Source organism: Vreelandella janggokensis (assembly GCF_031451615.1).
Classification (GTDB): domain Bacteria; phylum Pseudomonadota; class Gammaproteobacteria; order Pseudomonadales; family Halomonadaceae; genus Vreelandella; species Vreelandella janggokensis.
Map to the genome: position 1 here is coordinate 752,411 of NZ_JARWAJ010000001.1, position 25,166 is coordinate 777,576.

The window sequence follows — 25,166 nt, forward strand, 5'->3', positions numbered from 1 at the left end:
TCATGGTATGAGGGAAACCATCCTGATGAGGATTGACAGCGCAGAGTGGAAAAGCGAGTCTAGCCTTGTTAACGGCGGCGACAAGCAAGGAGAGCCCCATGCTCGAAGATTGTAAAAATGCCCAGGAGCGCTGGGGTGGCGTGCACAGTCTGATTGATCGATGGCTGCAGCAGCGCCGCGATTTACTGATCAGCTTTATCGAGCTGAAAGAGGCCTGTGACACAGAACTCGAAAGTGTCAGCAAGGCACGCATTGATCATTTCAGTGAATTGCTGATGGATTACATCAGCGCGGGGCATTTCGAGATTTACCCGCAGTTGGCTGAAGAAGCGCGCGCTTTCAACGATGAGAGTGCGCTTGATATCGCAGACAAGCTGCTTGAGCGGTTGGATATGTCGACGGAAATGGTGTTGTCGTTTGACACCGACTTTTCTTGCACCTCCAGTTGCGAGCAGAACATCGCCCGTCTGCCAGCATGGATTGACCGCCTGGCGCGCGGGTTGACCGAACGCTTTGCCCTGGAAGACCAGCTGATTGCCCGTCTGCACGCCGCCCACAGCCCTGAAACCTCCAATGCCCCCGCCTGATGATCATTGATCGTGCCGCCGTCGTTTAACGCTTTTAGAGCCTGATCGCCCGACAAGTCGGGCTCCTACGGGGCTATGTGCCCGTATTGGGTTTGTAGGAGTGCAATTCATTGCGCGATCAGGAACCATCAAGGCGCCGAGCTTGATTGCTGGGTGTCAGCGCCATCTCCCCCCAATCACTAACATGCAGGGCGTCAGCAGCAAGGTGAGAGCGGTGGCAAAGGTGAGCCCACCGGCTATGGCGCTGGACATCTGCGTCCACCATTGGGCGGAAGGGGCGTTAAAGCCGAGCGCCGGTGTGAATAAGTCCACATTGATCCCGAGGACCATCGGCATGAGTCCGAGTACTGTGGTGATCGCCGTTAACAGCACCGGGCGAAGGCGCAAGCAGCCTGCTTCCAGGGCAGCTTCGACGGGCGTCATGTCTTGGTCGCGCAGTTCGTTGTAGGTGTCGATCAAAACGATATTGTTATTGACCACGATGCCCGCCAGGGCAATCACCCCCATTCCCACCATGACAATGCCGAAAGCCTGGCCGGTAATCAGCAAGCCCATCAACACACCCGCGGTGGAGAACATAATGGCCGAAAGCACCAGGCCCGCCTGATAAAAGCTATTGAACTGGGTCACCAGAATCAGCGCCATCAAACCGATAGCAATCAGGAAAGCGCTGGCCAGGAACTGCATTGATTCCTGCTGATCCTCCTGCTCACCGGCCACATTCACCATCAAACCGTCGGGTAGACTATCGTTGCCGGCTTCTAACAGGGCGTTCAGACGCTCGTCAGCCAGATAGCCAGGGGCAAGGTCGGCATCGATGGTGATTGCCCGGCGGCCATCAATGCGGTTCAGTGTGCCGACTTTAGGGGCCGGTTCCAGGGTCACGAAATGCGAGATGGGTACCTGCCCCCGCTGAGTATTGATGGTCAAGCGCTCAAGCTGATTCAGCGAGCGCCAGTTTTGCGGTAGCCGTACGCGGATATCCACTTCATCGTTCACCTCGGGCGGACGATAGCTTGCTACCTGAAGGCCGGTGGTGAGCAACTGCACCGCGCTCCCAATGGTTGTCACGTCGGTGCCCATACGCGCCGCAGCTTCCCGATCCACGTTCACCCGCCACTCCACACCGGGCAGGCTGCGGTTATCCTGAATATCGGTAAAGCCGCCCAGCTCGCGCATTAACTGGGTCAGTTGGTCAACGCCGGCATCGGCAACATCAGGATTCGTGGCGCTCACTTCGAGCACAATGGGTTTGCCGCCGCCTGGGCCCATTTCCTGTTCCTGAAACTCCAGCGTAATGCCGGGGATATCCCCGGCGCGCTTGGCCATATCGTCCAGAATGGCCTGGGCAGGGCGGCGCTCATGCCAGTCGATAAACTGGAACTGCAGCATGCCGATGACGTCATTGCCCATCTGCTCGTTGGGCACTGCGAAGGAGCGCGCATAAAGCGCACGTACTTCGCTCATGCCGGATAGCTTGGCTTCTACCCGCTGCACGATGGCGTCGGTCTCCTGCGCAGAGAAATCCCCCCGGGCACGCACCAGCACCTGGGCGCTGTCCGGCTCCACATTGGGAAAGAAGTCGACGCCGTGGTTGAAGCGCGCATAGCCGGTATACAGCAGCGCCATTAACAACAGGGCGATCAACAGCACCCAAGCAGGATGCTTGAGCAGCCTGGCCAGCAGGTGACGATAGCCGCGACCAAAGGACGTCGTCGCCTCTTCAGGGGGCGCACTATTCGACGCTGCCGCGGTACGTGTAAACAAACGGCCTAGCGCCGGCAAGAATACCAGCGCCATGGCCAGCGACGCTAAAAGGCACAAGATCACCGTGGCGGGCAGGTACTTCATGAACTGGCCGACCACGCCGGGCCAGAACAGCAGGGGAATAAACACCGCGAGCGTGGTGGCTGTGGAGGCAATGACCGGCCAGCTCATCCGCGAAGCGGCGTTAAGCCATGCCTGGTGAGGGGCTTGGCCATCGCGCAGGTGGCGGTCGGCAAGCTCGCTGACAACGATCGCCCCATCCACCAGCATGCCGGCTACCAGAATCAGCGCGAACAGCACCACGATATTGAGCGTAAAGCCGCATGCCCAAACCAGCAGGATGCCGGTCAAAAAAGCGCCGGGTATGGTAAGCCCGACCAGCAAGGCCATACGCCACCCCATTGCTGCTACCACCACAATCAGTACCAGCACCACGGCGGTGAGCACGTTGTTCAAGAGCTCTGAGAGCATATTCTCAACGGTGGTCGACTCATCCAGAATGGTGGTGAAGCGCAACTGGTCGGGGAGCAGGTCATCGGCTTGGGCTAACCTTTCACGCACAGCGTCAATGGTAGCGATAATATTGGCCCCGGCACGTTTGGAAATTTCCAGTACGACCGCCGGTTGGCCGTCAATTCGGGCAAAGCCTTCGGGGTCTTTGTAGGTCGGGTTGATCCAGGCCACATCGCCAAAGGTGACCACTCGGTCCTCATCGACCTTGACCGGCATATTCATGACATCGTCAAGGGACTCGATGATACCGGGGACTTTTAACGCCAGGCGCCCCGCGCCGGTATCCAGGCTGCCCGCTGCCACCAGGCGATTATTGCGCGATACCTGATTGAACAGCGTATCAAAATCAACCCCGTAGCTCTCCAGCACCAGTGGATCGACGACGATTTCCAGCAGGTCTTCCCGCTCACCGGCAATATCGACTTCCAGCACATCGGCAATGCCTTCGATCTCTTCCTGTAGGCGCCGGGCTACGGTCATGCGTTCGCGGGTGTCCAGCTGCCCAGAAAGACCAATGGTCAATACCGGGAACTCCGATACATTGACCTCCATGACCCGAGGCTCATCGGCCTCGTCAGGTAGTTCGCTACGGGCAATATCCACTCGGTCGCGGACATCTGTCAGCGCAGTGTCAGGGTCAAAGCCAGGGTCGAATTCCAGCGTGATCGAGCCATGCCCCTCGCTGGATTGGGCTGTAAATTTACGCAGCCCCTCAATACCGCGCAGTTCCTGCTCCATGGGGCGAATCAGCAGCCGCTCGCCGTCCTCGGGGCTAACGCCCTCCAGCGACAGCGAGACGTAGATCATCGGAATGGTGACGTCGGGGTTGGCTTCCTTGGGGATCACCTGCCAGGCCGTCATACCTGCCAGTAGCAAACTGACTAACAGCAGTAGTGTTGTACGGCTGTGGGCTAGCGCGGCATCAATCAACTGGCGCATGAACGCTATCCTGGCCAGTTAACGGTTGTGAAATCGTGGCTTCTTCCATTATTACCGGGGTGACCGTTTCGCCAACGTCCGCCATACCTGCGCCCAATGTCACCAAGCGTAGCGGGTCGGGCAGGCCGGTCACGTAGGCGCGCTGGGTATCGGCACTGACCAGTTCCACGGCGGTCTGCTGCACCTGGTTGTTGTCATCCAGGTGCTTGACCGCCAGTTGCCCTTCGCTATTCAGGCTGAGCAGCGCAGGGGATAGGGTATGCACCTGGCGAGGCGGCAGGGTGATAGTCAGCTCGGCGCTGCCGCCTGCAAGGCGTTTACCGGCTGGGTTATCAAGCGTGGCTTCGACATAGAAAGTGCGTGTGGCTTCTTCTGCACGGTGGCTGATAAAGGTCAGCTCGCCCTCCAGGTGGTCGCCGTTCAGCAGTCGAGCGGTGACCGGCAGGCCCACGCTCAAATCGCCCACCTGTTGCTGTGACACCCAGGCAACGCCTTTCAAGCGGCGATCATCAACCAGTTGGCCCCACTCTTCGCCGGGCTGGAGTAAATCACCTAGCTCTACCTGTACACGGTTAAGCACGCCGTCAAAAGGCGCGGTGGGACGGCTGTCATCCAACTGCTTCTGCAACTGGGCCACCGAGGCGGCGCTGGCGCTAAGCGCGCTCTCAAGGCGTAATAGTTCGGGCTGGGAGATCAGTTCCCGCTCACGCAGGTTACGGGCACCAGCATATTCCGCCTCGGCGACGGCCAGCTCGTCCCGGGCCTGTTGCAGTTGCTCGGGCAATGCGTCGTTATCCAGTACTAACAGTGTATCGCCCGACTCAACGCGGCTACCCTGGGTCACCGGCTTCTCGGCCACAAAGCCCGCTATATTGGCACGTAGTGTGGTTTCGCGCTCAGCTGTCAATTGGCCTTGGGTAACCTGCTGCGGGATAAAGACGATGCTTTGTTGCTCAACTACCTCGACCCTCGGGCCTTCAGTCTGGCGATCAGGGGCATCCGGGGGGGTGCTTTGAAAGCCCTGGAAGTTACCCAAGGCGAGCCATATCACCAGCGCCAGCACGAGCAGGCTGGCGAGTGCGTAGGAGAACGGGATTCTTCGCATGGGGCGTCCATGTCCTTGGCAACACGAGAAAAGCAACTGTTGAACGTTGACACCATAGCGCAACTGAACCTGTTCGGCGAGTCGCAAACGGCTGTGTCGATAGCAAGCATGCCAAATGGGTACTAGTCGCATGTCTGATTGAGTTTTTGCCTAACTGGGCATACCATCTTTGCGTCTTGAGTTCTGTCGACCCACCCTCAGGCGAGAACCATCCCTAGGCGAACCCATCAAGGAGCAATGATGAAAGATCCAGTACGTATTGCGATTACCGGCGGTGCCGGTCAGATTAGCTACTCTCTTATTTTCCGCATCGCCGCCGGCGACATGCTGGGGCCGGATCAGCCTGTCATTCTCCAGCTGCTGGAAATTCCCCCGGCAATGGATGCACTGACGGGCGTGGTGATGGAAGTCAACGACTGCGCCTTCCCGCTCGTTCAGGATGTCGTCGCCACCGACGACCCGAATGTCGCGTTCAAAGACGCTGACTTCGCCCTGTTGGTGGGTGCACGTCCGCGTGGCCCTGGCATGGAACGTAAGGACCTGCTGGAAGCCAACGCAGCGATCTTCTCTGTTCAAGGCAAGGCGCTTAACGACCACGCCAGCCGTGACGTGAAAGTACTGGTTGTCGGTAATCCGGCCAACACCAACGCGCTGATTGCTTCCTGCAACGCGCCGGACCTGGATGCGGGTCAGTTTACGGCCATGACGCGTCTGGATCATAACCGCGCCCTGACGCAACTGGCACAGAAAACCGGCAAGCACGTCACTGACGTTGAAGACTTGATCATCTGGGGCAACCACAGCGCGACTCAGTACCCGGATCTGGCTCAGTGCAAAGTCGACGGCAAGGCAGCGTTCGATCTGGTTGAGCGCGACTGGTACGAAAACGACTTTATCCCCACCGTGCAGCAACGCGGTGCGGCGATCATCAAAGCACGTGGCGCCTCTTCTGCTGCCTCTGCTGCTTCTTCTGCCATCGACCATATGCACGATTGGGCGCTGGGTTCCAAGGGCATCGTCAGCATGGCGATTCCGTCTGACGGCAGCTACGGCATCGACGAAGGCATCATCTACTCCTACCCGGTACGTTGCCAGGGTGGCAAGTATGAAATCGTTCAAGGCTTCGAGATTGACGAGTTCAGCCAAGAGAAGATGAAAGCTACCGAGACAGAACTGCGCGAAGAACGTGCGGCCGTCGAGCACCTGCTCGGCTGAGCGGAGAAAAGCAAGAAATTAGAAGTAAGCAATAAGATGTAAGAGAGCCCCGCAGGCTGTGACCTGTGGGGCTTTTTTGGTTGATATCTTGAGCTATCCTGGCTCTCTTTCAGGCACAAAGCGGCGCTTTTCAAGCTTCCAGCTGGTTATCAGTCCCGTAAACTCATGATCCGCCATTGGCGCTCTTCGGCGATCTGGCGCAGGGTATCGTCAGGGTCGACGGCCACCGGGTTTTCGACTTTCTCCAGTAGCGGCAGGTCATTGTGGGAATCGCTATAGAACCATGCGTCGTCCATGGTCATTTGCTGTTCTTCCAGCCATTGTTCCAGGCGGATGACCTTGCCTTCACGGTAGCTGGGTACACCCTGAACACGGCCGGTGTAGTGGCCATCGATGCATTCGGGTTCAACAGCAATCAGGTGCTCAATGCCCAGGCGCTCGGCAATCGGCCCGGTAATGAAGCGATTGGTAGCGGTAATAATCAGTAGCGTATCGCCCATGGTGCGATGGCGGGCCAGCAATTCCTCAGCTTTCGGCAGGATATGTGGCTCGACCTTGCTGGCCATGAACTGCTGATGCCAAGCGGCAAGCTGCTCTGGCGTGTTGTCGGCAAGCGGCTTTAGCGCGACAGCCAGAAAGTCGGCCATGTCGAGCGTGCCCGCTTGGTAATCGGCCATAAACCGGTCATTGGCTTCCCGGTAGGCAACGGGATCTACCGCCCCCTGCTCAAGCAGGAACTCCCCCCAGGCATGATCGCTATCGATTGATAGCAAGGTATTATCCAAGTCGAAAATGGCCAGACTCACGGCGCTCCCCTTATGCTTGATGATGGTCGTTTGCAGCCAGACGTGAAGCGCCGGATTATCGCAGAGTCGCCGATGCTTTGACACCGACGCGCCGCGCTGCGTTGGTAACTTGGCGCTATATTGTATTGATACGCTTGTTGTCCTTGTGGAAAAATGGTCACAACTGAAAATTTATAAGGTGATGTCCGTGATCGACGCTGACGGCTTTCGCCCCAATGTTGGCATTATTATCGCCAACCGCCAGGGGCAGCTGCTATGGGCGCGTCGTGTAGGACAGAATGCGTGGCAGTTCCCCCAGGGAGGCATCAAATCAAGCGAGACGCCGCAAGAAGCTCTTTTCCGTGAGCTTCACGAAGAAATTGGCCTGACGGCCAATGACGTTGATATTGTCGCCTGCACCCGGGGCTGGCTGCGCTACCGTCTGCCACGACGCATGATTCGCACACATTCGCGGCCAGTTTGTATTGGCCAGAAGCAGAAGTGGTTTTTACTCCAGATCCGCTGCGAGGACAGTCGTATCTGCATGACGGCGACACCCAAGCCCGAATTTGATGGGTGGCGATGGGTTAGCTACTGGTACCCTCTTGGTCAGGTTGTGCCGTTCAAGCGTGAAGTGTATCGCCGTGCGCTCCGCGAGCTGTCGCCCCGCGTTCAACGATTGGCATTAATTGATGAGTAAACTGCCGCCCTGCGATAGGGTGGAGGTTGACGGCCAAGAAATTCCTCAGCGAGGCAAATAACAGTGAAAAGTAAAACGTCCATGCTTGAGGTTCTGCGCCGCGTTATTCAGGAAGTGAATGGCGCGCGCAACCTGGATGCTGCATTGGCCACCATGGTGCGGCGCATTCGCAAAGCGATGCAAACCGATGTGTGCTCTTTTTACCTTTACGATAAAGAGCTTGAATCCCTTGTGCTCATGGAAACTATCGGTCTGCGCACTCAGGCCGTCGGGCAGGTGGTGCTTCCATTAGGCGAGGGTCTGGTGGGGCTCGTCGCCAAACGCAGCGAGCCGCTTAACCTCGAAGATGCTCAATCTCATCCCCACTTTCGCTATTTTGAGGCGACCGGCGAGGAGCGTTATTCGAGCTTTCTGGGTGTTCCCATCATCCATCAACGTCTCATGCTGGGTGTGCTGGTCGTGCAGCAAGCCGAGCAGCGCCAGTACGACGACGAAGACGAAGCCTTCCTGGTGACCATGGCGGCTCAGCTCGCGGGTGTGTTGGCGCACGCGTTGGCGACAGGCAATTTAAACCGCCGTGCGCTGCCCAGTGGGCAGACCATGTTCAAGGGCGTGGCTGCGTCGCCGGGTATGGCGATGGGTGAGGCCGTGGTGATCACTCCGCCATCGGATCTCAACAGCGTGCCTGATCTGGTCCCCAGTGATGAGGACTTCGAAGTCGCGCGGCTCAAGGAGGCCATTGGCAAAACGCGCGCTGAAATCCGTGCGGCGGCTGAACGATTGGTCAATCGTATTTCGACCCAGGAGTTGGCGCTGTTCGACGTTTATCAACAAATGCTGGGTGAAGCAGCGCTTTCAGAGGAAGTTGAAAAACGTATTCGTGAAGGGCAGTGGGCACCTGGTGCCCTGGCCGACGTGGTTCGACGTCATGTGCAATACCTTGAGCGCGTGGATGATAATTATCTGCGCGAGCGGGCGGCGGATATTCGCGACCTGGGGCGCCGCGTGCTGGCCCACTTGCAGGAGGATTCCCCCTCAACGCCGGAGACCTATCCCGATAACGCCATACTGGTCGGCGATGAAATCAGTGTTGCGATGCTCGGTGAGGTGCCCCGCGACAAGTTGAAAGGGCTGGTGTCGGTGCGCGGTTCGAGTACGTCTCACGTGGCGATTGTTGCCCGCGCAATGGGCATACCCACGGTGCTTGGCATGGTGGATCTGCCGCTTCCGCGCCTGTCGGGAGCGCCAGTCGTGCTCGACGGCCACCGGGGGCGGTTATTCGTCAGGCCTGCCCCTGAGTTGAAAGCCCGCTATGAAAGCCTGATTGCCGAAGAAGAAGCCCTCAGTGAACTGTTGTCGCACGAACAGGATCTGCCCAGCGAGACGCCGGATGGTCATGATATGCCGCTGATGGTGAATACAGGGCTTGCTGTCGATGCCGCTGCCTTGCTCAAAAGCCGTATTAGTGGCGTGGGGCTTTATCGTACCGAAGTGCCGTTCATGATTACTGAGCGTTTCCCAGGCGAGAAAGAACAGACACGACTCTACCGCGATCAGTTGGAAAGCTTTTCGCCGCTACCGGTGGTCATGCGTACGCTGGATATCGGCGGCGACAAAGATCTGCCGTATTTCCCGATCGAAGAAGCCAACCCCTTCCTGGGCTGGCGCGGCATGCGAGTGACCCTGGACCACCCTGAAGTCTTGATGGTTCAGCTGCGGGCGATGCTGAAAGCGTCCAAGGAACTCGATAACCTCTACGTACTTTTCCCGATGATTACCAACGTCGAAGAAGTGGACGAAGCACTGCGATTGCTGGACCGTGCGATCCTGGAGCTAGGCGAGGAGGGTATCGACGTAGAGCGTCCCAAGGTAGGGGTAATGATCGAGGTGCCGGCCACTATCTATCAAATGGATGCCTTGGCCAAACGGGTGGATTTCTTCTCGGTGGGCAGTAACGACCTGACTCAATACCTTCTTGCGGTAGACCGTAACAACCCGCGCGTTTCTAGCCTCTATGATGCACTGCATCCAGCGCTGCTTGGTGCGCTGCAGGAGCTGTCCCAGGATGCACAACGACTCAAAAAGCCTATTTCGTTGTGCGGTGAGCTGGCCGGTGACCCGTCGGGGGCATTACTGCTAATGGCGATGGGCTTCACCAGCCTGTCCATGAATGCCCCCAGTCTGCCCAAAGTGCGCGCGGCGATTCGCCGTGTTCCTATCAGGGATGCCCAGCAGTTGCTGTCGGAAGTCATGCTGCTGGATACGCCTGCTCAGGTGCATATGCACCTGGATAAACGGATGGATGACTGGCAGCTCTCGCATTTGCTCCCCCCGCGTGACTAGATGCGTTGCTCAGCGCTCGCAAGGGACGCTGAGCGTCGTTTCTCCTTCAAATGTCCCACACGGCCCAAAACGTTGCTCGGTGAGAGAGATGTCGCCATTGTCAGCTAGCGTTAACCAACTGGTGGCACGTGTACCGTAGCGTTCGCCGACGATAAACGCTGCTGATAGCTGTTTTTCAAGTTCGGTTCCCACGCCGGTATCCGGTAGTGCGGATAGGGGGGCTTGCCGAGAATTCTGGAAGGCGTCCAGCGCCTTCCCCGGGAAGTGCATGGGGTCAACCTCTTCAAGCGCAGCTCTGGCCGTTAGCAGTTTCGGCCATGGGCTGTTGAGTGTCGCATTAGACAGGCCGTGAATGCCCGCCGACACTTCATGGAGTGACACCTGCTCGCGGCCGCGATGCAAGCACCAAAGCTGAGTCGGGGTGGCAACCAGCAAGTTGAACCCCGCGTACTCAGTTGCCCCGCCGTCAGCGAGGTTGTCTAACCAGACCATGATGTTGTCGCACTCCAATGCTTGTTTCACCAGATGCCCGCGGCTTGGCGCGCCAGGCGCTGAGGCCAGGGCAGGATCACGAACATTGGTAATCGCCGCGACCCTGCCCTGATGACTGGCGGCAAGCCAGCTTCCTCCTGCCTCCAGATCGCGTCCACCTACCAGGCAGGGAGCGTCCTGCCAGGTTGCGAGGGGGGCTGTTGGTCGCGCGTGGAACTCATCGCGGTTGCCGATCAGTTGCAAAGGGGTTGCAGATTCGGGATGCCAGCGGAAAGCGATTAAACACATGGAGGGCTCAATGTCAGGTTAGTGTTTCAGACAGTGCGTACATGACACTCCACGCGTCTCGACGTACACTTGCTGCCTGTCATTTCCTACACTAACGCAAATTACCGCAAAAATTCGTGGATTATCAGGTTTACGCATTCGTTCGAGTCAATTTGCCAGAGAGGAAGGCGCTTCTTTTATGCAACCTAGTCAGCGGGAACATTTCTGGAACACGTTGATATGGCCAGTGCTTTGGCCATTACTACTTCTGCAGGCCACGCTGGTGGTGCTTTGCGTGCTGTTGGTTTGGCTGATTGGCTGGGTTTCGCCTGGCTACGCCTCATGGAGCATTTCGCTATGGTTGATGCTAGCACTACTGGTTGGCAGTTGTTTGAATGTGGCGGCGTTTTTGATGCTTGTGAAATCACGTGCCAAGCACAAAGAAGCGCGCCTGATGCAGCAGTTGGTTGAGCTCGAGAGGCATACTCAAGCCATCAGCCAGCAAATGTCGACAGCGTATTCTCAACAAGCGTCAACGCTTGACGAACTCCCTAAAACACCGCCTTTCGCACGCATTGCTAACGTTAATCGCGTGTTGGCAGGCCTGTCGACGTCGATGGCTGACGGCTCTTTATCAACACCGGAGAAACCGGCCAGCGCTGACGAAGATGCCAAGGTGCTACTCGATGACCTGCATGACCAGCAGCAGCAGGTAAAACGTTTGCTCGCCGGGCGCGACCGAGCGCGAGAAGAGTCGCGGCTCAAATCCGAGTACCTGGGCTTGTTACAGCGCGAGACCGATGCGCTGTTTGCACGTTTGAGTGAGCAGTTGAATAGTGAAGTCAGCGAAGATTGTCGAGCCAACATGCTCGAGGTGCGCGAGCGAATCGCCGATATTCGGGCCTTGCTAATGAACCTGGTGCAAGACCGTGACGTCCAGACTGAGGCTTCCGATCCAGCACCGGTGGCAATGTCGCTGCGCGTGCTGGTTGTCGATGACGGCCCTGTTAATCTCATGTTAGCGCGTCAGATGCTCGAAAATCACGGCCTGCATGTCGAGGGCGTGAGTAGTGGAGAACAGGCGCTGGAGCGTCAACAGCAAAGCGATTTTGACCTTGTTTTCATGGATATTTTCATGCCCACGCTCAGCGGGTTGGAAACGACCCGTCGCTGGCGGGAGGTTGAGGCAACCCAGGGGAGTCGCAAAAGTGTTCTCGTTGCGCTTACGGCGAACGCTGACAATATGGGGCAGGACGAATGCTTGTCTGCAGGGCTCGATGATCTGCTGACCAAACCCTATCAGCCGGACACCCTGCTGGGCATCATTGCCAAGTGGTTTCCCGATAATCAACGAGCACCGTCTGGCGCATGAGTACCTTGACGATAACGTTAGGTTATTGGCTGCTTGGCGCTGTCGCCGGCACGATGGCGGGTCTTTTTGGCGTCGGGGGCGGGTTGATTATTGTGCCCGCTTTAGCCGCGGCCTTTACCCTGCAAGGGCTATCGCCAGATGTTGTGATGCACCTTGCCATCGGTACCTCGCTGGCTACCATCGTGGTAACGGGAACGTCATCCACATTGGGCCACTGGCGACGGGGAAGTATCCATCTTGCCTGGTTTCTCGCCTTGCTACCCGGGTTGATGGCCGGTGCCATCCTGGGGGTGCTGGTTGCCGGGCAGTTGGAAGGGCCGCTGCTGGGTACGTTGTTTGGTCTGTTTGTCCTGTCGGTGGCTGTTAAAATGGCGCTGGGGTTCAGGCCTTCGCCACGCCGGGGTGCCCAGACACCTCGTTATGCGATGGTTCTGGCAGGGAGTGTCATTGGGGGCGTGTCGGCGTTGTTTGGCATCGGCGGTGGCACCTTGGCGGTTCCATGGCTGTCACGCTGCGGGGCGAGTGTGACCCAGGCGGTGGCGACATCAGCCGCTTGTGGTGTGCCTATCGCGTTATTCGGCACCGCCACTTTTGTATGGATGGGCTGGAACAATTCCCTGTTGCCTCCCTGGGCCACGGGTTATGTGATGTGGCCAGCCTTTATCATCATTGTCATGACAAGTATTCCCTTCGCCCGCCTGGGCGTTCGATTGGCACACCGACTGCCCAGCCATGTCTTGCGCTGGGCATTTGCGGCCCTGCTCACTGTTGTGGGGCTTAAGTTTTTATTGAGCTAGACATCGCTCAGCAAGACATGGTCGTTGAGCTTATCGCGTTAATCCTATTCAGACATATTAATAGACCCACTAAGTAGAGAGCCTAGATGATTAATTATCCAACAATCGACCCGGTTGCCATCGCCATTGGGCCGCTGCAAGTTCATTGGTATGGGCTGATGTACGTCGTGGGGTTTGTGGCCGCCTGGTGGTTGGGTTGTCGGCGAGCGGCGCGAATTGGGTTGAACCGGGACGATATCGGCGACTTGCTGTTTTACTGTGCCATCGGGGTGGTCGCCGGAGGGCGCTTAGGCTACGCGCTGTTCTATGGCCTGGGCCAGTGGACGGCCGACCCGCTATGGGTGTTTAAGGTCTGGGATGGCGGCATGAGTTTCCATGGCGGCCTGATAGGGGTGCTGCTGGCGGCCTGGCTCTTTGCGCGGCGTAAGCAATTGGCCATATTGACGTTAACCGACTTTATTGCCCCCCTGGTGCCCATTGGGCTAGGCGCTGGCCGCATCGGTAATTTCATAAACCATGAGCTGCCCGGACGTATCACCTCGCTGCCCTGGGGGATGCCATTCCCCGGTATGGGGCCGGAACCGCGTCATCCATCGGCCCTTTACGAAGCGTTGTTAGAAGGCCTCGTGCTGTTCTGTATCATATGGTGGGCATCGGCCAAACCGAAAGCGCGCGGCTTTATCTCAGGCCTGTTCTTGCTTGGTTACGGCATATTCCGCTTCCTGGTCGAGTTTTTCCGTATGCCCGACGCCCATATCGGCTTTATCGCCTTTGGCTGGGTGACCATGGGCATGTTGCTGACGCTGCCCATGATCGCACTGGGCACCGTGTTGATTGCCTGGTCGCGCCAACAGCCGGTGGATGCAGTTCGGTGAATTTTGGATAGTGAGTCGTCAGTGGTTCACTGTTCGCAGGCGACTCACATGTATAGAATAGACGTTAATTGATGACTTGATCTGGGATTGCCGTGACTGCAACGACGCCGATGAAAGAGGCTCTCGAACAGCCCTATTTGGATTTAATGCAACTGGTATTGAATCAGGGAACCGATCGCCATGACCGCACCGGGGTGGGCACCCGCTCGGTGTTTGGCCACCAAATGCGCTTCGACTTGTCGCGTGGTTTTCCGCTGTTGACCACTAAAAAGCTGCATTTGCGCTCGATTATTCATGAGCTGCTGTGGTTTTTAAAAGGCGATACCAACATCGCCTACCTGAAAGATCATGGCGTGCGTATCTGGGATGACTGGGCGGATGAAAACGGCGACCTGGGGCCGGTTTATGGTTATCAGTGGCGTAGCTGGCCCGACCCCAAAGGCGGCAGCGTTGATCAAATTGCCAATGTGCTGGAGCAGATTCGCACGTCGCCCCAGTCTCGTCGGCTGATAGTGTCAGCCTGGAACCCGGCTCAGGTGGACGATATGCAACTGCCGCCATGCCACTGCCTGTTCCAGTTTTACGTGGCGAACGGGCGACTTTCCTGTCAGCTTTATCAGCGCAGTGCTGATATTTTTCTGGGCGTGCCGTTCAATATCGCAAGCTATGCCTTGCTGCTGAGCATGGTGGCTCAGGTGACCGGGTTAGAGCCTGGTGAGTTTGTGCATACCTTGGGCGATGCCCACCTTTACAGTAATCACTTGGCCCAGGCGGAGCAGCAGCTTGGGCGCACGCCCAATGCACCGCCGCGGTTGAACCTGAACCCCGAGGTCAACGATCTCTTTGATTTCCAATTCGACGATATCGAGATAGTCGACTATCAGCCACACCCCCACATTAAAGCAGCGGTGGCGGTATGAGCGAGTTCGAGTCGTTGGTGCCGGTGGCCATGATTGTGGCCATGGCGAAAAATCGCGTTATCGGGGTGGAAGGGCAGTTGCCCTGGTACTTACCCGAAGATCTGAAATTCTTTAAGCGCATGACCCAGGCCAAACCGCTGGTGATGGGGCGTAAGACCTTTGCCTCGATTGGCAAGCCGTTGCCGAATCGGTTAAACATCGTGGTGACCCGACAGGAAGCGTTCGCTCACGACGGTGTTCGAGTCTGTCACGACCTGCCGGCAGCACTTGCGCTGGCGGATCAGCAGGCAACCATTGAAGCGGCCGAAGAAATAATGGTGATGGGCGGGGGAGAAATATATCGTCAAGCCATGCCGTATGCGACCCGACTCTATGTCACAGAAGTTGACATTGAAGTGGAAGGTGATGCGTACTTTCCCTTGTTAGACCCCAGCGAGTGGCGTGAAACGCAACGCGTAGCCGGGCAGCCTAACGAACAGCAGCCTGATTATGCGTTTGTTACTTACGAGCGCATCGTGGCAGAGGCCTAGCTGTGTTCAAGCTGTGTCTAAAAGCACCGCGAAGGAGAGCCCAGAATGTCGGTTAGCACTAAATCGGTAAGCGCTGAATCAAGCCCTATGGCGTTATTGGACGATCTGGAACGGCGCTTGATGCTCACGCAGGCAGAGCTGGCCCAGTTGCGTGCGGAAAACGCCAAGCTAAAGCAGCAACTGGCGCAGGCCCCCGGGTCGACGCCATCGGAAGCAGAGGCATCTGATGCTCAACAGTCGGCTTTTGAGCTCGTAGGCTCAAATGAAACAGACGAGTCTGAGCTCGAAGCGACGGCCTCGTCAGCGGTTGATGTTCCCGCGCAAGGGGCGCCCGGGTCTGAGCCTCCATCGCCGCATGCACTGCTGGCACAATGGTACAAACGCTACCCTAAAGCGTTTTTCAAGGGGCATACCCAGCCGCTGAAGGTGGGTATACACCACGATTTGGCAGAGCGTGAGCCATGGTCGGGTAAGCTCATTCGCCGCGCGCTGGCAAACTACGTCAATCTGCCGCGCTATGTAAAGTCGGTGCGGGAAGGGGTCACTCGGATTGATCTGGAAGGCAATGAAGCGGGAGTGGTAGACGCGGAAGCCGCGCGCCATGCGGCCCAAAAGCGTGCCCAGCAGGTGTCTTCTCCGCCAAGTGAGCCTGTCCAAGCAACCCAGGAAGCCCCCTCTCGCGCCAAGACGGCAAAGCCCAAGAAACCCAAGAAACAAACATCTGAAAAAGCGGGTGGCAGCGCAAAAAATACACCGGCGGACGCTAACAAACCGCAAAAGCAACTTAGCCTGGAAGATAAGCTCTTGGGCTTGCAGCAGAAATTTCAGGGGCGGTAGGACCCCGCTTAAGTGGGCTTGGTTCCAAAAAAAATCACAAATAATAAAAAAACAGTGTTTTTTTCTATTGCGTTCCTCTGAATCCCGGTATAGAGTTTGCCCTGCGAGCATTGGAATATAACAAGGTGTTGTTGAGGAAGTGCCGCATTGAATTGGGAATGCTCCCGTCAGTGACACAAGAGCACACCCAGCATCCCGGCTGTCGACCTTAGGTCGGACAGAAACGATCAAAACAGTAAGCTTGTTAAGGAACCTACACCATGAAAAAGACACTTTTAGCGACTGCTATCGCTGGTGCTGCATTCGCCTCTGGCGCCCAAGCAGCTACCATCTACAACGAAGATGGCACCAAGGTTGACCTCTACGGCAACATCCAGTTTGCCTACTCAGACGTTGAGCAAGGTGACGGTACTTCAGTAGATGGTCTGAACGACAACGGTACCACTGTTGGTATCAATGCTTCTCACATGGTTACCCGTGACCTTACCGGTTACCTGAAGCTTGAGTTTGAAGTTGATGCCGCTGACGAAATCAAGGGTTCTGGCCGTGGTCTAAACGACGGTGACCAAGCCTATGTTGGTGTAAAAGGTAACTTTGGTGACCTGCGTATTGGTTCTTGGGATCCCATTATCGACGATTGGGCACAAGACAAGATCACCAACAACGAATTCGCGGACGTTTCTGATTCCACCAGTGACGTAACTGCGTTTGTTGATGACGAAGGCGACGCAGTTGGCGATCGTGAAGGCGACAAAGTTCAGTACTCTTCACCCAGCTTTAACGGCTTTGATTTTGCCCTCGGCTTCCAATTCAAAGGCGACGGTGATCGCACGGACAACAGTCTCCCCGGTCGTATTGATCCAGAGACCGCAGCTGTTCTCCCAGCTGAAGATGCATCTTATGAGCAAGACGAAGAAGCAGCTTTCTTTGGCGGCGTTCGCTACACACTGGATAGCCTCCAGTTAGCTGCTATCTACGATTCATTGGATGTTTACTCATTCAACGACCTTGACGGTAACGACGACATCTCTGCTGAAGCCTACGCTCTGAGTGCTGTTTATGGCTTTGGTGCAACTACATTGGGCGCCAAATACGAGCGTACTAACCTCGAAGTCGGCAGTGATGACGGTGAAGTGGATCGTTATGGTCTAAGCGCCCGTCACGGTTTCAACTTCGGTGACGTTTACGCTGGCTACCAGTATGTAGATGCGCAAAATGCCGCTTTAATCGTTGATGATGGATATGCTGGCACAACCGGTGATGAGTCTTACAACGAGTTCACGATCGGCGCTAACTACGGCATCAGCGACAACATGTACGTTTGGGCGGAAACCGGCGTATATGACCGCGAAGAAGACGCAGATGACTTCGTCGCCACAGGTATTGTCTACAGCTTCTAATCCTTGTTCCTTACGAACAAAGCTGTAATTATCAAAGCCGACCCTCAGGGTCGGCTTTCTTGTATGCGGAACATATTGGGTGTTAAAGGAGATTTTTCATGGTCAATCGGTATGTGATCGGGGTCGGCTTAGTGCTGGTAACCGCCAGTTTTCCGCTATGGGCGCAAAGCCCTGCTGAGCAGCGCAGTCTTGAGGCCGCCGGTAAGGTAGATATTTCCAAGTTTTTTTCTTCACAAACCGATGCGCGGAGCCGTACCTTCCCCTTTCATGGCGAGCAGACTCATACCTTTACTGTTACTGATTCCGGGCAGTATCAGTTAGTCAGTAACCCCGTGGGAGAGGATAGTGATTATCGAATTTCAGCATCATTAACCGATAGCCAGGGTAATGTGATTGAAGAAGAAAACGCCTTGGGGCGTAGTGGTGGGCTGGAAATGACTGTCGAGCTTGAGCCAGGTGAGTATACGCTTTCCACCGAAGCTCGAAAGATGGGGCCTGCCAATGCCGGCGCGAGTGGCTATTTCATACAGGTGGCGGGACTTGATGCTTCTGGCGACCGCCTTGCGCTAGGTGAAAGTAGCATTGATGACGGAGATGATGCCATTTTTGGCCAGTCAGGTGACTCGGGGTCAGTGTTTGTAAGGCCGGGTGCCGCATCGATTGCGCTTGATAGTGAACACCAGCCCGATGAGCCGCAGGCCACGCCTGAAAATGCGTCTACCACTAGCTCAACCGAAGAAGCGGACGATGCCGAGCGCGCCGGAGCAAGCACGCCGGATACCATTCTGGCGGACGTGCGGATTGCTTACGAGGGTGAGGTGGTGACCTTTACGCTGGATGAGCCAAGCGATGTCCAGATTGACAGCTCTACCTTTCCAGGCAACGAGGGCAGTTACCGTCTAGAGGCCCGCTTATTGGATGCTCAAGGTGATGTGGTTGCACAAGATCGAGGATCGGCTGTCGCTGGAGACTTTTCCATCAGCGAGCGCTTGGCACCAGGTGAGTATCGGGTATGGGTCGAAGGGCGTCGTATCGGCTCTATTCAAGGTCGTGATTCCACTTATCAACTGCGTGTTGAGGTAATGCAATAACCCCGCATTGTGATTGTTTTTTGGTTTGATGGTACATGTGAGGCCCCAGTCATGCTGGGGCTTGAGCGGCGAAGCGTATTTGCTGCTTATCGGTTATCGAAGCCAGCTTACCCAATATGGCTATCTGTTCTCTTCCCCTTCCTGTTTAAAGCATCTTGTGGGGATGCTGCCGATTCTGCTGACATAATTATTTTGTGGTAAACGCTCATACAACGGTACTATAAGCCGATACACAAAATGAGACATTAATGTACAACCTTGAATATTCGGCAAAGTAAGCGAGGTGCGAGGGTTTGGTTCGCTGGTTAACACGCAAAACTTGCATCAGCTCGCTTCAGAACCGAATGCTGATGGGACTGGCTATTACCTGGCTACTGGTTGTGATGCTGGTACTGGGGATGGCCTGGCAGTTAGGCAATTCCATGGTAAAGGCCACCAATATGGCGCACTTGCGCTATGAATCGACGTTGGTGGCTGACGAGGTTACCGAGCAGATAGAAGCCCGTATTGATGCGTTAAGTCGTCTCGACAGCCAGGTCGAGGACGATGAGAATCGTGACGCCATACGCGCCACCCTGAAACGCAATGAAGCCCTGATGGCGTGGTTCGAAGGTGTCGTCGTCGCCAATAAAGAAGGGCAAGTGATTGCCGACTGGCCGAATGTTGCCGGGCGTGAAGGATTGGACACCTCTCAGTTGGAATACTTTAAAATGCTGCGTGGCGCACAAAGGCCTTATGTAAGTGAGCCCTTTGTGGGCCGTGCCAGCGGTATGCCCATGGTCCTGATCAGCGTGCCGCGCAGTGATGAACGCGGTGAGTTTAAAGGCTTTTTAGGCGGGATTGTCAGTCTTGATTCCGGTGGCCTGTTTGATCGCCTATCGCGTGTAAGATTAGGCGGAGAAGGCTACGTCGGTGTGGCGACGGCGTCGGGGAAGATTCTTTATCACCCTAACCGAGACCTGATCATGACCGATGTGCCGGATAGGGATTTCAATCCCTGGCTCAATCTGGCATTGGATGGCTGGGAAGGTGAGTCCATCGGCTCGCTGCTTAACGGCCAGGAGGGTTTTCAGTCCTACGGTCAGGTTTGGCCGGCAAACTGGGTCGTCGGCCTGTACTTGCCCAGTGATCAAGCCCTGGCGCCGCTGAATGATTTTCTGCAGCGACTGTGGTGGCTCGGGGTTGCGCTGACACTGCTGATGCTGCCGGTACTCTGGTTGATCCTGCGCCGCATGCTGTCGCCATTAAAGCATTTAGCCAAACAGATCGGTCAAGTGGGGCGTGGTGAGCGCGCGCGAGTGGAGCTTGGCACCCGGATGCAAGAGTTGCAGCACGTGGCGGGCACCTTCAATCGCGTTGAGGACGAGCGCCAGGTATTAATGGCCAACCTTCAAGAGCGTGAAGCCTTTCTTGACTCTGTGCTGAATGCCACTCCCCAAGGCATGTTCGTCGCCAATTTTGATGGCGACATTACCTATATGAACCCTGCATTGCTCGATATGCTCGATATCCAGCCGAATACCCCGATGGAGACCTGGCTACATAAAATTCATTCGGATGATCGGGGGGGCGCCAAGGATATGTGGCAACACAGCTTGAAGTCCGGAAGCGATTTCGTCCGACAGTTGCGCTTTATGCGCAATGAGAAAGAAACGCTATGGCTGGATATTCATGCGCGAGTGGTCATGCTCTCCCAGGGCGGACATTCGCTGGGATTGGTGGGAGTGGTCAAGGATATTACCGAGCGTCGCGAGCAGGAGGCCATTCAGCGCTGGGAAGCCGAACATGATCCGCTAACCGGCTTGCTTAATCGGCGCGGTTTCGAGCGGCGCCTTGATGATGCTTTTGCTGAGTTTCAAAAGACCAGCACGCCTTCGGCGCTATTGTTGTTTGACCTTGACCATTTCAAGCCGATTAATGATGAAGGCGGTCATGCGCTGGGTGATGAAATGCTTAGGCGCATTGCCCAAGTGGTGGCCTGGGAGGTGCGTCGCAGCGATCATGTTGCCCGTCAGGGCGGTGATGAGTTCGGCGTTCTTCTGCCCAGCTGTACCTTGAATCAGGCACAAAAAATAGCTGAATCCCTTTGTCATTCAGTGGGGGAAATTTCGGTTGTTCATGAAGGCAAAGAATATAGCGTAACGCTAAGCATTGGGGTCACGACCTTCCATGAGGATGATGGCAGTACTGAGGACGCAGTGGCTCGTGCCGACGCCGGAAGCTACGCGGCGAAAGACAAAGGCCGCAATGGGGTGGTAGTCAATTTGCATGACGAAAAAGAAGCTGACATTGTTAATCTTTTTGAGTAGTGTCTAGCCCAGCCTTTCATTACTTCCACTTTGGTCGACAAAATCTCGCCAAGCGTAGAATATAAGCAGGTGCTGTTCTTGATATTGATATTCAGGAAAAGAGATTGCCGCCTGTGAGCCTATTTGAACTTTTTGCCCGGACCCTTGATGTTACGTTGCCTGTCTTTGCCATGGTATTCATTGGTTTGGGCTTAAAGCGACTGGGCTGGATTGATCGGGCATTCGTATCCACCGCCTCTGCACTGGTCTTCAGGGCGACCTTGCCGACGCTGATCTTCCTGAGCTTGATTAAAGCTGATCTGGCCGTGGCGCTGGATATACCGCTGTTGGTGTTTTTCGCCTTGGCGACGCTTTGCCAATGCGCGCTCAGTTGGGGGTGGGCGCGCTTTCGGATCCCGCGTCGGGAGCGTGGTGTCTATGTGCAAGGCGCATTTCGCGGTAATTGTGGCGTGGTGGGGCTGGCCCTGGCGGCGGGCATGTACGGCAACTATGGTCTTTCGGCAGGTAGTTTGTTGCTGGGTATTGTCATCGTTACATATAACGTTCTTTCGGTCGTTGTGCTGGCGATGTACCAGCCTGGCCAGGCCACCGACTGGCGAAGTCTGCTCTGGAAGATCGTTACCAACCCGCTGATTATCGCCGTAATAGCCGCGCTGCCATTCACTGCCTGGTCAGTTGAGTTGCCCCGTTGGTTGATGACATCGGGCGATTATTTTGCCTCTCTTACCTTGCCGCTGGCACTGATTTGTATCGGGGCCACTCTGTCGGTTAGCAGTCTGAGAGATAATCAGGAGGTTGCACTAAGCGCCAGCGTGATGAAAATGGTCATTCTTCCCGTCTTGTCGACCGGAGCTGCCTGGCTGATGGGGTTTTCCGGGCAATCGCTGGGCCTGCTTTTTCTCTTCTTTGCCAGTCCTACTGCGGCAGCCAGCTTTGTCATGGTCAAAGCGATTGGTGGTAATGTCGCCTTGGCAGCCAATATCATTGCCATCACCACACTGATGGCCAGCGTGACGGTAACCGTTGGGATTTTTGCGTTGCGATTGCTCGGCTGGATATAGCCCATGCCTTGGCCTGGGTTGGCCGAGACGTTATAATCCGCCTGCCTATAAGTCCCTGTAGCTCAGCAGGATAGAGCAGCCGCCTCCTAAGCGGCAGGTCGCAGGTTCGAATCCTGCCTGGGACGCCATAATAAGCGGTTATTGCCTGCCCCCGCCGTTTTAGAGCCTTTGAATTTTTATTATCTGTCAATACGCCTTCTTTTTGCCATTGTGTCTGCATTCACCATTACCGTCTCTACCTGCTCAATCCTTTAATTGACAATGGAGGGGCTTATGAACGGCCTGTAATTGTCATAACCGTTTAATAAGAAAGTTGCTCTATTGATTGCCCAAATAGTACTTTTTGACTTCGGTCCCAGTGGACATAATGTGTGATATTGCAATTAGTATATAGGTGGTCTTTCCCATGAGCGCGGGAAACAAAATACCTTCGATATGCTTTGATAGCGATCATTTCGAATCACAAGATCGTTTCGATGCGTGGCGGGCGAATATTGCGCCCGTATATGATGTTGAGCCACTAAATGATGCCCGGTCCTTTCGTTCACGTGTTGATGCGTATCAGCTACGCGACATTATGGTAGGTAATGTTTTTACCCGTCCTCAGCGCTTCCAACAGGCGCATCCTTCTGAGCGGGTCGATCATATCCTTGTGCAGGTTCATCGTTTCGGAGGCTATACAGGCAAACTTGATGGTGAAGAGGTCCGCGTATCCCCTGGTTGCGTTTCCATTGTCGACCTCGCGAGACCGCTAGAAACACGCTCTAATAATACTGACATTATCAATGTTATTAATGTAATGGTGCCGCGGAGTCATTTTGACAGCTATCCTGCGTTCCTTAATGCGGCCCATGGCATGGTTCTCTCGCCAAGCAGAGGGAAGTTTCTTGCGGACTATTTGGAAGCGTTGATTCAGCGCCTACCAGAGGTTGAATGCCGTGAGTCGCCCGATCTAGCTGATATCACCAGTAATATGATTCTGGCATGTGCTTTTCATGACGCTGAGGCTCAGCAGGCTGTTGGCTCTGAGCTAGACGTCTTGGCCCGAGAGAGGGTCAAGCGACTTATCGAGAACTCATTGACGTCACCACAATTAACACCGGATTGGTTGTGCCTCAAGGCGGGTTTGTCGCGTGCCAACCTATATCGTTTATTCAGCATTGAGGGCGGTGTAGTGCGCTACATTCAGTATCGCCGAATGGCGCGTATCCGCCGATGTCTGGAAGACAACAAGGAGCATCGTACAATCGGTGAGCTGGCCGAGCATTATGGGTTTACTAGCCAGGCGCATTTTTCCAGACGATTCAAGAAAATCTTTCATGTGCTCCCTGGTGAGGTGCGCCATGCAGCACAGCGTTTGTCCATGCAACAAGATGATGAGTCGCCCTATTTGAGCCGTTGGTTGCGTCAGCTCGGACGTTAAAAACGGCTCCTCTCCTGCAGAATATTTGACCCCACGTCTCTTTTTTCCCTTCTGAGTTGCCTATGCGTCTCAAATTGCAGCTGGTGGGTTGGAGTATGCGATACCAGCTGCTAAAACAATAACTTGTTACATCATGTCACCCTAAGGTATGAAGATATGCCTGAGGGTTGACAGCATTATGTAGCAGGTACGTATTAATTGGGCGTTAATGATATCTGATGGTTTGTATTTGTTTCTGAATGTATCTTTTGCTAGCGTTTCAATTACAGGCTTCCGTAAGGGTAGGTTGGGTTTATTAATACCTCCAACCACGGTGTTCTCATGACTAGCAGCACTGGAAATGCGTCATCAGCCAAAAGTCTACTTCTCGTGCCATTCGGCGAATCGATAAAACCGGGATTAAAACCAATGCTCGATAGAATCTTCCACCGGCAGCTTCATAGAGTGCTTCCAGCTTGCACCGGCGCTTTTTTTGCGTTGACTAGCACGCCGGTCTTGAGTGCTGGATTGCTGGATGTCTATAAGATGGCTAAGGATAACGATCCTCGCTATCAGGAAGAGTTCTACGGCAAGAATGCCACCGATGAACGTTATTATCAGGCGCGAGCCGCGCTCTTGCCGCAAATCAGCCTATCGGCAACCCAAACAGAAACCAGCCAGGATATTGTCAGTTCGGATAATGAAGAGTACGCGAGCGGCAGCACGTCATACCCAAGTACCCGTTACGGCGCTTCTATTGAGCAATCGATCTATGATTATTCCCGCTGGGCAGCATTCGACAAAGCCAAGGCTGAAATCAAGCAGGCAGCCTCGGAGCTAGAGGTGGCTAGGCAGGACCTGTTTTTACGGGTGGCAGAACGCTACTTTAATGCGCTTTCTCTTTACGAAACGCTTACCTATCTGAAATCAGAGAAGACAGCGGTCCAGACCAACCTTGAAGACATCAGGGCACGTTATAACGATGGCCTGGTTCGGGAAGTTGAGCTACTCGACGCGGAGGCTCGATTCCAGCAAGTTGATGCGCGAGAGATAGAGGTTACCAATCAGTTGCGTGATGCGCTGGAAGGCCTTGCTGAAATTTCTGGAAATCATCCCCGTACTTTGCAACCTCTGACAAATGAGCTGCAACTGGAACGACCAGACCCAGACTCGGTGGAAGCCTGGGAGGAGTTGGCTCGAGAACGGAGTCCGCGTTTGAGAGCGGCTTTATTAGCTACAGATGTAGCATCCGAGGAGCTAAACGAAAGCCGTGGCGGTCATTTCCCTACGCTCGACCTCAGTGTCAATTACGAAAGTGACGAGACTGAAGGCTCGCTATTCGGTGGCGGCAGCGAAGTTGAGTCACAGGATATCGCTTTAACCCTGAACGTCCCGGTGTATAGCGGCGGACGTACCTCTTCGCAGGTGCGTGAGAGTGAAAGCTTGATCAATGCAAGTGAGTCGCGGCTGGAGCGTGTCAGTCGTAAGCTGAGTCGTGAAATACGAAGTGGATACCAGGGGATTCTGACGGCAATGTCCCGTGAGCGGGCGTTAGAAAAATCGCTGCAAGCCAGTGAGCGAGTGGTCGAGTCGCGGGAAGTCGGTGTTGAAGCTGGGACGACGCCGGTTATTGATCTGCTTGATGCCGAACGGGATCTCTTTTATGCCCGCAGCGAATTGGCCAGTGCCCGTTACGATTATCTGATGAGCATTCTCAGTCTCAAACATGCCGCTGGAGTCATTAACGTTGATGACCTATCGCAGATCGATGCAATGATGGGAGAGGAAGTTGATGTCCTCGCGGTTGGTCAACGCTAATTCCGGTAAATATGAGGCCGGTAATCACGCTTCCGATGAGA

General features: G+C 55.3%; 20 protein-coding genes and 1 tRNA gene. 17 read left to right on the forward strand and 4 right to left on the reverse strand.

What is annotated here, in order from left to right:
- The first annotated feature begins 98 nt into the window (after window positions 1–98).
- Entirely contained in the window at window positions 99–587 is a 489-nt protein-coding gene (rsd, locus tag QC816_RS03530; protein WP_085920230.1) for a sigma D regulator, read from the forward strand.
- A gap of 156 nt (window positions 588–743) precedes the next feature.
- On the opposite strand, the gene QC816_RS03535 is transcribed toward rsd, so the two are convergent.
- Together QC816_RS03535 and QC816_RS03540 are read right to left on the reverse strand one after the other, a co-directional pair.
- A complete protein-coding gene (locus tag QC816_RS03535) occupies window positions 744–3,806 on the reverse strand; it encodes an efflux RND transporter permease subunit (protein WP_085920231.1) in 3,063 nt (1,020 codons plus the stop codon).
- Entirely contained in the window at window positions 3,790–4,911 is a 1,122-nt protein-coding gene (locus QC816_RS03540) for an efflux RND transporter periplasmic adaptor subunit (RefSeq protein ID WP_309780995.1), read from the reverse strand. Before QC816_RS03540 ends, QC816_RS03535 begins: the two co-directional genes overlap by 17 nt.
- 240 nt (window positions 4,912–5,151) lie before the next feature.
- Between QC816_RS03540 and QC816_RS03545 the strand changes: the two genes are divergently transcribed.
- Complete coding sequence (locus tag QC816_RS03545; RefSeq protein ID WP_085920233.1) at window positions 5,152–6,126, forward strand: malate dehydrogenase; 975 nt, start codon at window positions 5,152–5,154, stop codon at window positions 6,124–6,126.
- A 149-nt stretch (window positions 6,127–6,275) separates the two neighbouring features.
- On the opposite strand, the gene QC816_RS03550 is transcribed toward QC816_RS03545, so the two are convergent.
- Window positions 6,276–6,932, reverse strand: a complete 657-nt coding sequence (locus tag QC816_RS03550; protein WP_085920234.1) for a histidinol-phosphatase — start codon at window positions 6,930–6,932, stop codon at window positions 6,276–6,278.
- A 187-nt stretch (window positions 6,933–7,119) separates the two neighbouring features.
- Here QC816_RS03550 and QC816_RS03555 point away from each other — a divergent pair, with 187 nt between their 5' ends.
- Entirely contained in the window at window positions 7,120–7,611 is a 492-nt protein-coding gene (locus QC816_RS03555; protein WP_085920235.1) for an RNA pyrophosphohydrolase, read from the forward strand.
- Between the two features lie 81 nt (window positions 7,612–7,692).
- Window positions 7,693–9,954 (forward strand): phosphoenolpyruvate--protein phosphotransferase, encoded by a 2,262-nt coding sequence (gene ptsP, locus QC816_RS03560; protein ID WP_309781001.1) that lies wholly within the window; start codon window positions 7,693–7,695, stop codon window positions 9,952–9,954.
- A gap of 9 nt (window positions 9,955–9,963) precedes the next feature.
- Here the strand turns inward: ptsP and QC816_RS03565 are convergent, their stop codons facing one another.
- Window positions 9,964–10,734, reverse strand: coding sequence for an NRDE family protein (locus tag QC816_RS03565; protein ID WP_085920237.1), 771 nt, complete (start codon window positions 10,732–10,734; stop codon window positions 9,964–9,966).
- Between the two features lie 178 nt (window positions 10,735–10,912).
- Here QC816_RS03565 and QC816_RS03570 point away from each other — a divergent pair, with 178 nt between their 5' ends.
- From QC816_RS03570 to QC816_RS03630, 13 genes are all read left to right on the forward strand, one after another.
- Window positions 10,913–12,085 (forward strand): response regulator, encoded by a 1,173-nt coding sequence (locus QC816_RS03570; protein WP_309781003.1) that lies wholly within the window; start codon window positions 10,913–10,915, stop codon window positions 12,083–12,085.
- Complete coding sequence (locus tag QC816_RS03575) at window positions 12,082–12,882, forward strand: sulfite exporter TauE/SafE family protein (RefSeq protein WP_199283550.1); 801 nt, start codon at window positions 12,082–12,084, stop codon at window positions 12,880–12,882. Before QC816_RS03570 ends, QC816_RS03575 begins: the two co-directional genes overlap by 4 nt.
- 86 nt (window positions 12,883–12,968) lie before the next feature.
- On the forward strand, window positions 12,969–13,757 hold the full coding sequence (lgt, locus tag QC816_RS03580; protein ID WP_199283549.1) for a prolipoprotein diacylglyceryl transferase: 789 nt from the start codon (window positions 12,969–12,971) through the stop codon (window positions 13,755–13,757).
- Between the two features lie 92 nt (window positions 13,758–13,849).
- The gene (locus QC816_RS03585; RefSeq protein WP_309781007.1) at window positions 13,850–14,677 is read left to right on the forward strand and encodes a thymidylate synthase; all 828 of its coding nucleotides are present in this window, start codon (window positions 13,850–13,852) and stop codon (window positions 14,675–14,677) included.
- Window positions 14,674–15,207 carry a dihydrofolate reductase gene (locus QC816_RS03590; protein ID WP_085920242.1) on the forward strand — a complete coding sequence of 178 codons (534 nt, stop codon included), beginning with the start codon at window positions 14,674–14,676 and terminating at the stop codon, window positions 15,205–15,207. Before QC816_RS03585 ends, QC816_RS03590 begins: the two co-directional genes overlap by 4 nt.
- A 45-nt stretch (window positions 15,208–15,252) precedes the next feature.
- The gene (locus QC816_RS03595; RefSeq protein ID WP_309781010.1) at window positions 15,253–16,044 is read left to right on the forward strand and encodes a ProQ/FINO family protein; all 792 of its coding nucleotides are present in this window, start codon (window positions 15,253–15,255) and stop codon (window positions 16,042–16,044) included.
- Between the two features lie 260 nt (window positions 16,045–16,304).
- A complete protein-coding gene (locus tag QC816_RS03600; protein WP_309781013.1) occupies window positions 16,305–17,444 on the forward strand; it encodes a porin in 1,140 nt (379 codons plus the stop codon).
- Between the two features lie 98 nt (window positions 17,445–17,542).
- Window positions 17,543–18,535 carry a hypothetical protein gene (locus QC816_RS03605; RefSeq protein ID WP_309781015.1) on the forward strand — a complete coding sequence of 331 codons (993 nt, stop codon included), beginning with the start codon at window positions 17,543–17,545 and terminating at the stop codon, window positions 18,533–18,535.
- A 350-nt stretch (window positions 18,536–18,885) separates the two neighbouring features.
- Window positions 18,886–20,844 carry a sensor domain-containing diguanylate cyclase gene (locus QC816_RS03610; RefSeq protein WP_309781017.1) on the forward strand — a complete coding sequence of 653 codons (1,959 nt, stop codon included), beginning with the start codon at window positions 18,886–18,888 and terminating at the stop codon, window positions 20,842–20,844.
- 113 nt (window positions 20,845–20,957) lie between these two features.
- Window positions 20,958–21,905, forward strand: coding sequence for an AEC family transporter (locus QC816_RS03615; RefSeq protein ID WP_085920246.1), 948 nt, complete (start codon window positions 20,958–20,960; stop codon window positions 21,903–21,905).
- Between the two features lie 51 nt (window positions 21,906–21,956).
- Window positions 21,957–22,033 (forward strand) — tRNA-Arg (locus QC816_RS03620).
- A 278-nt stretch (window positions 22,034–22,311) separates the two neighbouring features.
- Complete coding sequence (locus QC816_RS03625; protein WP_309781019.1) at window positions 22,312–23,328, forward strand: helix-turn-helix domain-containing protein; 1,017 nt, start codon at window positions 22,312–22,314, stop codon at window positions 23,326–23,328.
- 408 nt (window positions 23,329–23,736) lie between these two features.
- Window positions 23,737–25,125: a TolC family outer membrane protein gene (locus QC816_RS03630; protein ID WP_309781021.1), complete on the forward strand. Its 1,389-nt coding sequence runs from the start codon at window positions 23,737–23,739 to the stop codon at window positions 25,123–25,125.
- Window positions 25,126–25,166: the final 41 nt, after the last annotated feature.

Coding starts and splice junctions, on each gene's coding strand:
- QC816_RS03600 (WP_309781013.1), top strand. CDS start 16,305: ATGAAAAAGACACTTTTAGCGACTGCTATCGCTGGTGCTGCATTCGCC.
- lgt (WP_199283549.1), top strand. CDS start 12,969: ATGATTAATTATCCAACAATCGACCCGGTTGCCATCGCCATTGGGCCG.
- QC816_RS03630 (WP_309781021.1), top strand. CDS start 23,737: ATGCTCGATAGAATCTTCCACCGGCAGCTTCATAGAGTGCTTCCAGCT.
- QC816_RS03540 (WP_309780995.1), bottom strand. CDS start 4,911: ATGCGAAGAATCCCGTTCTCCTACGCACTCGCCAGCCTGCTCGTGCTG.
- QC816_RS03595 (WP_309781010.1), top strand. CDS start 15,253: ATGTCGGTTAGCACTAAATCGGTAAGCGCTGAATCAAGCCCTATGGCG.
- QC816_RS03535 (WP_085920231.1), bottom strand. CDS start 3,806: ATGCGCCAGTTGATTGATGCCGCGCTAGCCCACAGCCGTACAACACTA.
- rsd (WP_085920230.1), top strand. CDS start 99: ATGCTCGAAGATTGTAAAAATGCCCAGGAGCGCTGGGGTGGCGTGCAC.
- QC816_RS03575 (WP_199283550.1), top strand. CDS start 12,082: ATGAGTACCTTGACGATAACGTTAGGTTATTGGCTGCTTGGCGCTGTC.
- QC816_RS03610 (WP_309781017.1), top strand. CDS start 18,886: ATGGGACTGGCTATTACCTGGCTACTGGTTGTGATGCTGGTACTGGGG.
- QC816_RS03545 (WP_085920233.1), top strand. CDS start 5,152: ATGAAAGATCCAGTACGTATTGCGATTACCGGCGGTGCCGGTCAGATT.
- QC816_RS03605 (WP_309781015.1), top strand. CDS start 17,543: ATGGTCAATCGGTATGTGATCGGGGTCGGCTTAGTGCTGGTAACCGCC.
- ptsP (WP_309781001.1), top strand. CDS start 7,693: ATGCTTGAGGTTCTGCGCCGCGTTATTCAGGAAGTGAATGGCGCGCGC.
- QC816_RS03565 (WP_085920237.1), bottom strand. CDS start 10,734: ATGTGTTTAATCGCTTTCCGCTGGCATCCCGAATCTGCAACCCCTTTG.
- QC816_RS03570 (WP_309781003.1), top strand. CDS start 10,913: ATGCAACCTAGTCAGCGGGAACATTTCTGGAACACGTTGATATGGCCA.
- QC816_RS03625 (WP_309781019.1), top strand. CDS start 22,312: ATGAGCGCGGGAAACAAAATACCTTCGATATGCTTTGATAGCGATCAT.
- QC816_RS03590 (WP_085920242.1), top strand. CDS start 14,674: ATGAGCGAGTTCGAGTCGTTGGTGCCGGTGGCCATGATTGTGGCCATG.